The organism is Actinacidiphila oryziradicis (assembly GCF_005047355.1).
GTDB classification, from domain to species: Bacteria; Actinomycetota; Actinomycetes; order Streptomycetales; family Streptomycetaceae; genus Actinacidiphila; species Actinacidiphila oryziradicis.
In genome coordinates this window covers 1-4,597 of record NZ_SUMC01000238.1, presented here as the reverse complement: position 1 = coordinate 4,597, position 4,597 = coordinate 1, and the positions used below count along the sequence as shown (strand labels likewise).

Below are 4,597 nucleotides of genomic sequence, written 5' to 3'. Positions count from 1 at the left end.
GTGCAGATACGATGGCTCAAGGCCGTGCGGGCCCCTCTTGACGTCACAATCATGATCGTCTCGCACGGCCGTTTGCATGCTCAGACCGGGGTCTCAGCTACCGCGCACGACGTCGTAAGTGAGTCCCCCATGCTGTGCAGACACCGACGGACGTGGTCCCGATGAGCGTCGAGAACACTGTCGGCCTGATCATCGCGTGCTCCCTGACCAGCTACCTGGTCTACGCCCTGATCTTCTCGGAGCGCTCCTGATGACCGGCGCCCACACCGGCGCCGTCACCGCAGCGTCGGCGGACAGAGCGAGGGCACCGAGGCCCGCTTCGACATCCCCGGCAGCACCCTCTTCGGCATGTCGGCGGACGGCGCGGCCAACGCCTCGTACGACAGCTTCTCCAGCCTCGGCGGCGGCGTACTCATGGCCGCGACGATGCTCGGCGAGATCGCCCCGGCAGCACCGGCAGCACCGGCAGCGGACTGTACCGTCCTCACCCTGCTCAACTTCTTCCCGGCCCTGTCGCTCGGGCCGCTGGCCGAGGGAATGCGGTAGCGGCGCGGCGTCAGAGGTTGAGCCGGTACGGCAGCATGCAGACGACGACGTCGGTGCGGGCCCGCAGGACGGTGGCCAGCAGGATGCCGCGCTGGTTCTGCAGGATCTCCTACCGGCGGTGCTTGGGCTCGACCTCAGGGTCCGGGTTCTCGTACGCCGCGAATCACCTTCGCCACCGAAGGCAACCCCCTCCTCCAGTTCCTGCGCTTCTTCCTCTTCGGCCTAGGAGAAGTCGCCCCCGTCACCCGCAAAGTGCTCCGCGAAGCCGAACCCGACGGCGCGCCGCTCCCACGTCCACGTCGGCTGAGCCTTTCCTCGCCGCGTCAGAATCCCGTTAAAGATGGGCGGAACGGCGTCAAGGGGGCGTCAGTGCCGAGGGCGCGGAGGTCTGGCACGCCTAGCGTCGGCCGTATGGGACGCCGAACCGCTCGATCGGCCGCAGCGCGCCGCCGGCAGCACACCGGGACCGGGCCGCCGACCGTCGGGGAAACGGCCGTCGACCGGCACTGGGCCGGGAACTCGCGTGCCGCGGTGTACTGCGCGGTGGCGTTCTCCGGGCTGATGATGCTGCTCGACTGGGGGTCGGGCGGGCTTACTCCGCCGCGTGCCGGGCTGTGGGCCGTGCTGGGCGCCATGGTGTTCGCCGTACTCCTGCCGCCGCGCGTCACCGCGGGCGAGGGGTGGCTGGCGGTACGGGGATCCGTGCGTGAGCGGCGGGTATGTACGGACGCCCTGGTGGCGCTGTATTCGTGCGGCCCCGTCGCGCAGCGGCTGGTCCTGCGGGACGCCTACGGCGGGTGTGTGGAGCTCACCCCTCGGGTCCTCGCCGCCAACCCGCTGCTCTGGCATCTGCTGGACGCAGGCGCCCGCCGCTCGCGCGAGCGCGGAACGCTGCGGTCCGGGACCGACGTGCTGCGGGAGTTGGCGGAGCAGATCGACGACGAGACGGCCCGGGCGGTCCTCAGGGCCTCGGGGCTGGAGTAGTAGTTGCCTCCGTACGCTCACGGCTCGAAGCGGTAGCCGATGCCGGGTTCGGTGATGAGGTGGCGCGGGTGCGCCGGGTCCGGTTCCAGCTTCTGGCGCAGGCCGGAGATGTAGACGCGCAGGTAGTTGGTCCGCTCCTCGCAATCGGGGCCCCAGACGTCCTGGAGCAGCTGACGGCCGGTGACCAGGCGGCCGGGGTTGCGCAGCAGCGGAGCGAGGAGCCGCCATTCGGTCGGGGTGAGGTGGAGCGGCTCGCCGTTTCCCGACGCGGGGGCGGCGGTGTAGGCGGCGAGATCCAGCTGCCAGTCCGCGATGGTCACGGTGCCCGGTTCGTCGATGGCCGGCGGGCGGCGCAGGACGGCGCGGAGCCGGGCGAGCAGTTCCTCCATGAGGAAGGGTTTGGTGAGGTAGTCGTCGGCTCCGGCGTCGAGTGCGGCGATCTTTTCGGTGGTGTCCGTCCGCCCGGACACCACGATGATCGGCAGGGAAGTCCATACCCGCAGTCCGTGGATGACGTCGATGCCGGGCAGGTCCGGCAGGCCGAGGTCGAGGATGATCACGTCGGGCGGTTTGCGGGAAGCCAGACGCAGGGCTGTGCTGCCGTCGCGGGCGGTGGCCACATCGTATTCACGGGCCCTGAGGTTGATGTCCAGGGCTCGAACCATCTGCGGTTCGTCGTCGACGATCAGGACGCGCCTCATGCCTGCACCTCCTCCTCGGTGGCTTCGGTGGCTTCGGTGGCTTCGGCAGCAGTGGTGGCCTCGACGGCGTCGGCGGCGAGGAGGGAGAGGACCATGGTCAGGCCCCCGCCGGGGGTCTCTTCGTGGGTGAGGCTGCCGCCCATCGCCTCCGTCAGCCCCCGGGACAGGGCGAGGCCGAGGCCCAGGCCGGTGGTGTTGTCCGTGTCGCCCATGCGCTGGAAGGGCTCGAAGGCCCGGTCCCGGTCCTCGGGCCGCAGCCCTGGTCCCCGGTCGACGACGCGCAGCTCGACGCGGGAGCCGAGGGCGCTGCCGCTCACCAGTACGGGCTTGCCCTCGGGGGTGTGCCGGAGGGCGTTAGTCACCAGGTTCGCGACGACCCGCTCCAGCACCGGTGGATCCGCGAGGACTTCCGGCGTCTCCTCCAGCCCCTGGGAGACGACCGGCACAGGGGTCTCGGGGAGAGTGTCCAGGGCCAGCGGAGTTACGTCGGCGAGCGCGGTGGGCTGCAGGTGGAGGGTAAGGGCGCCGGCCTGGAGGCGGCTCATGTCGAGCAGGTTGCCGACCAGATGGTTGAGTTTGGCCAGCGATTCCTCGGCGGTGGCGAGCAGTTCGTCGCGGTCCTCGTCGGAGAACTCCACATCGCGGCTGCGCAGGCTGCTGACGGCGGCCCAGGCGCCGGCCAGCGGGGTGCGCAGGTCGTGGCTGACGGCGGCCAGCAGCGCGGTACGCATCCGGTCGGCGGCCCTGACGGGTTCGACCTCGGCGGCGGCTTCGGCCAGCCGGGCCCGTTCCAGGGCGGCGGTGACGTGGGCCGCGAAGGCGGTGAGCACCCGGCGTTCGGAGGCAACCAGGCTGCGGCCCCGCAGCACGAGCAGGCTGTCCTGCCCCACCGGGATCGTTACGGCAGCCTCGTCGCTGCCCGGCTCGGCCCCGCCGGGCTGGTCGTCCCGGTCGACCAGGGTGGCCGATTCCATGCCGAAGGCCTCCCTCGTACGCTCCAGCAGCGCCGGTACCGCCTGGTCGCCGCGGACGATGCTGCCGGCCAGCGAGGAAAGGACCTCGGCCTCGGCGGTGGCCTTCGCCGCGCGCCGGGACAGGCGCAGCGAGCGGTCCACGATGGCGGCGACGGTGACGGCGACCACCGCGAAGACGGCGAGGGCGAGCACGTTGTCGGGCGTACCGATGGTGAACTGGTCAATGGGCGGGATGAAGTAGTAGATGAGGAGGCAGGATGCGGTGATCGATGCCAGCAGGGCGGAGGTCACGCCGCCGATGCAGGCGACGCCGACGACGGCGAGGAGGAAGAGCAGGGCTTCGCTGGTGAGGTTGAGGTGTCCGCGGTTGTTGCTCAGCAGGGTGGTCAGCAGCACGGGGAGGACGAGACCGGCCACCGGTCCGGCCACTCGTCGGGACAACGAAAGGGTGCTCCCTGGGGTGGGCAGCAGGCGGCCGCATCCGGCCCGTTCGTGGGTGACCCGGTGGACGTCGATGTCGCCGGAGAGTTCGGTGGTGATCTCTCCGACGCCGGGTCCGGTGAGGAAACGCAGCAGTTGTCCCCGGCGGCTGGTGCCCATGACGAGCTGGGTGGCGTTCTCGGCGCGGGCGAAGTCCAGCAGGGCGGTGGGGATGTGGTCGCCGACGACGGAGTGGTAGCTGCCGCCGAGGCTTTCGATGAGTGCGCGTTGTCTGGCGAGGGCGGCGGGTGAGGCGTCGGCGAGGCCGTCGCTGCGGGCGATGTGCACGGCGAGCAGGTCGCCGCCGGCGGAGCGGTCGGCGATCCTGGCCGCCCTGCGGATCAGTGTCTCGCCCTCCGGGCCGCCGGTGAGGGCGACCACGACCCGCTCACGGGTCTCCCACACCCCGCCGATGCCGTGCTCGGAGCGGGTACCTCTGCAGGGACTCGTCCACCCGCCCGGCGACCCACAGCAGGGCCAGTTCCCGCAGTGCGGTCAGATTCCCGACCCGGAAGTAGTTGGCGAGCGCCGCATCCACCTTCTCCGGGGCGTAGACGTTGCCGTGCGCCATCCGGCGGCGCAGGGCTTCGGCGGGCAGGTCCACCAGCTCGATCTGGTGGGCGTGGCGGACGATCTCGTCGGGGACGGTCTCACGCTGCGGGACCCCGGTGATCTTCTCGACGACGTCGTTGAGCGACTCCAGGTGCTGGACGTTGACCGTGGTCACTACGTCGATCCCCGCCTTGAGGAGTTCTTCGACGTCCTGCCAGCGCTTGGCGTTGCGGCCGCCGGGGACGTTGGTGTGGGCCAGCTCGTCGACCAGCGCCACCTGCGGCTTGCGGGCGAGGACCGCGTCGAGGTCCATCTCGGGGAAGCTGCTGCCCCGGTACTCCCGTTCTGCCCGGGGCCGCA

At 70.9% G+C, this 4,597-nt stretch carries 3 protein-coding genes and 2 pseudogenes; 3 read left to right on the top strand and 2 right to left on the bottom strand.

Annotated features, from left to right (window positions below; genetic code table 11):
• Positions 1 to 161: 161 nt before the first annotated feature.
• The 3 genes and pseudogenes from FCI23_RS54150 to FCI23_RS54140 all read left to right on the top strand — a co-directional run bounded on the left by FCI23_RS54150 (position 162) and on the right by FCI23_RS54140 (position 1,530).
• Complete coding sequence (locus tag FCI23_RS54150) at positions 162 to 251, top strand: potassium-transporting ATPase subunit F (protein WP_136731552.1); 90 nt, start codon at positions 162 to 164, stop codon at positions 249 to 251.
• Positions 252 to 294: 43 nt separating this feature from the next.
• Positions 295 to 546: pseudogene (locus FCI23_RS54145) on the top strand (potassium-transporting ATPase subunit KdpA); the annotation flags it as partial.
• 411 nt (positions 547 to 957) lie between these two features.
• The gene (locus FCI23_RS54140; protein WP_322974065.1) at positions 958 to 1,530 is read left to right on the top strand and encodes a hypothetical protein; all 573 of its coding nucleotides are present in this window, start codon (positions 958 to 960) and stop codon (positions 1,528 to 1,530) included.
• A 17-nt stretch (positions 1,531 to 1,547) separates the two neighbouring features.
• On the opposite strand, the gene FCI23_RS54135 is transcribed toward FCI23_RS54140, so the two are convergent.
• Both FCI23_RS54135 and FCI23_RS54130 read right to left on the bottom strand, forming a co-directional pair.
• Complete coding sequence (locus FCI23_RS54135; protein ID WP_136731550.1) at positions 1,548 to 2,231, bottom strand: response regulator; 684 nt, start codon at positions 2,229 to 2,231, stop codon at positions 1,548 to 1,550.
• A pseudogene (locus FCI23_RS54130) lies at positions 2,228 to 4,597 on the bottom strand (ATP-binding protein); the annotation flags it as partial. The pseudogene FCI23_RS54130 and the gene FCI23_RS54135, both read right to left, overlap by 4 nt.

Excerpts from the sequence above, each read along its gene's own strand:
- FCI23_RS54150 (WP_136731552.1), top strand. The coding sequence starts at position 162 with ATGAGCGTCGAGAACACTGTCGGCCTGATCATCGCGTGCTCCCTGACC.
- FCI23_RS54140 (WP_322974065.1), top strand. The coding sequence starts at position 958 with ATGGGACGCCGAACCGCTCGATCGGCCGCAGCGCGCCGCCGGCAGCAC.
- FCI23_RS54135 (WP_136731550.1), bottom strand. The coding sequence starts at position 2,231 with ATGAGGCGCGTCCTGATCGTCGACGACGAACCGCAGATGGTTCGAGCC.